The 2,394-nt window shown below is 33.2% G+C and carries 3 protein-coding genes; 2 read left to right on the top strand and 1 reads right to left on the bottom strand.

What is annotated here, in order from left to right; genetic code table 11:
- Positions 1-204 precede the first annotated feature (204 nt).
- Complete coding sequence (locus tag V7014_RS22950) at positions 205-537, top strand: hypothetical protein (protein WP_335510700.1); 333 nt, start codon at positions 205-207, stop codon at positions 535-537.
- Between the two features lie 11 nt (positions 538-548).
- Positions 549-887: a hypothetical protein gene (locus tag V7014_RS22945; RefSeq protein ID WP_335510699.1), complete on the top strand. Its 339-nt coding sequence runs from the start codon at positions 549-551 to the stop codon at positions 885-887.
- A gap of 494 nt (positions 888-1,381) precedes the next feature.
- Here the strand turns inward: V7014_RS22945 and V7014_RS22940 are convergent.
- The coding region (locus tag V7014_RS22940) for a DUF418 domain-containing protein (protein WP_335510697.1) at positions 1,382-2,394 on the bottom strand (1,013 nt) is incomplete at its 5' end.

Here is a 2,394-nt window from a genome sequence, read left to right as displayed (position 1 = left end):
TTAATAGTGAAATAACTTTGCTCATTGGAACAGCATTGCCTTTAATCGCCTTATTAGTTCATTTAATAAAAAATAATCCAATAAAGTTATCAAAAGCCAAAAGTAAATACATGTCCTAACTATCAATGTACCCCAAAAGTTAGAGTGAAAATCTAATTTATGGGGTAGCATTATGGGTTTAGTTTAGTAGGTGTGATTGGATTTATGCAACTTCAAGTCATTCTTGCAATAATAGTAGGGATCGTTTCACTTTATTTTTTCATAAAACGACAATTATCTCTTTCTCACCCAGTGCTTGAAATTCGAGTGTTTCAATCTTCCACATATACCATTGCGACACTCTTATCTGTTTTAGTATATGGGTTAAAGATAGGGACTCAAATTTTATTAACATTTTATGTGCAAAATGTAAGAGATATTTTAGCTTTTGATACAGGGCTTGTTTTATTGCCGGGGGCTTTATTATTGGGTTTCATGTCACCTGTTACGGGAAAGATATTTGATAAAGTAGGTGGTAAAGGACTTTCGGTTTACTAACTTTTATAAACATGAACACGACGCTTTGGTTGCTTGCAGTTTTGTTTGTATTCATATTACTAGGTGTTTCTATGGTAATGATGCCTCTAACAACAGCGGGCATGAATGCATTACCAGATAGTTTAATTGCGCATGGTACAGATGTAAATAGTACACTTAGGATGGTCGGGGGAGCTATTATAACAGCACTATTTGTTACGGTAATGAGTAGTGTAATGATACTTAAAGCAGATGAGATATTAGCAATGTCTATGTTGGCTGGGATACGAGTAGCATTTGGTTTGGCATTAGTTCTAGGTGTGTTAGGATTAGTTCTATCTTTCTTTTTAAAGGGAAATAATAGAGTGTAGAATTACAAAATACGCAAGTGATTTAAATCGCCGAAGAATATATGTATGACTAATAATAGTCGCATACAAAAGAAATCAAACAGCCTGTTTTCGGTATGATACCGTCAACGGGCTGTTTTGCAAACCTTAACTCATAGTTTTCTAGAAGGCAATGTACAAAAAAATCTACATTATTACTAAAAGTGGAAAGATATTTGCATTGATTATAATCATGAGGCTGTCCGAAAAGTGATTTTAAATCACTTTTCGAACTCCCTTTTACGTTTGTTAGCCCTCCGAAATAGGTTGCGTGAAATAGATAAACTTGCTGATTATATTAGAATACCTATATTGGCACATTCGGTCTAGATGAAACCCATGTATCTTTTTAAAAATCTAAAGAATGACTTTTCCATCAGTCAAACAAAGATCGTAAAAAAGATGTATTACACAACCTCGCTGATTTGTTCTATACTGAGTTTGGAATACATCTATTAGCTAAGTAAAAATCCATTTTATTTTTTTATTGGCTGTATTTTCAGATATGTGCCGCAGCGCCACAACCACTCTAATGGGCCAAAGTAGAAAAATTTCAGCCATATATTAGAAAGAAGAATTTGTACAATAAACACAACTACACAAATTAATAAAGCTTCAGTAGCATGTACCGTGTTGTTAGCAACAATTCCTTTTATAATCGTAATACCAATTATTGTTTGCATAAAATAGTTTGTGAAAGCCATTCTTCCATATGATTGCAGGGGAGAAAGTAGTTTGACCCCAAAATTTGTTCGAAGTAATAAAATCAGTCCTAAAACGTACATCATTCCTGGTACAATTGCTAGTTGGAATGTAACGGCATGTAAGAAGTTTTCACTTGTAATTGTTAAGCTCCATATCCAAATACCAATTGAACAGATGAATAAAACGAAAAATACTTTTTTTATCGCTGGAACATACTTTTCTTTTTCAAATAGTCCAATTCTATATACAGCACAGCCTAATAACATATGACCTAGTGTTTTTGGCAACATAAGAATTTGAGCCATATTATTAATCATTGTGTCAATGTTTAATAAAGTGGTCGGTAAATTCCAATCATAAATACGTATTGATGCATGGAATACTGAATAAAAATCATAAAAGAATGAAAAGAATGAGCCAAATATGATAATCCATTTCAGCGGTAAGCGATAAAAGACAAGTAACAGTAATCCCATTACCGCATACGTCGAAAGGACATCTCCTCCCCACATTGATAAATGGATGATACCTGCTAATAAAAGCAGCAACATTCGGCGCATATATGTCCAAACTGATAAACCTTTGCTAGCTAAACGAGATAAAAATATGCTAGCACCGATTCCAAATAAAAATGCAAAAATAAAGTGAAACTTTCCTAGAGCAAACATTTCGATAATTCTGTACAGCCATTCGTCAACTTTTGAAATATTTAATACTTCTTGACCACCTTCAATAATAAAGCTTTGAATATTTACTAGAAAAATACCCATAATTGCAAGACCAC

Origin of the sequence: Bacillus sp. JJ722 (assembly GCF_036963345.1) — a bacterium.
Taxonomy (GTDB): Bacteria; Bacillota; Bacilli; order Bacillales; family DSM-1321; genus Bacillus_AD.
This window is presented reverse-complemented; position numbering and strand designations above follow the sequence as displayed.

What these genes read in the sequence shown, in the direction of transcription:
- V7014_RS22950 (WP_335510700.1), top strand. Translation starts at nt 205, where the DNA reads ATGCAACTTCAAGTCATTCTTGCAATAATAGTAGGGATCGTTTCACTT.
- V7014_RS22945 (WP_335510699.1), top strand. Translation starts at nt 549, where the DNA reads ATGAACACGACGCTTTGGTTGCTTGCAGTTTTGTTTGTATTCATATTA.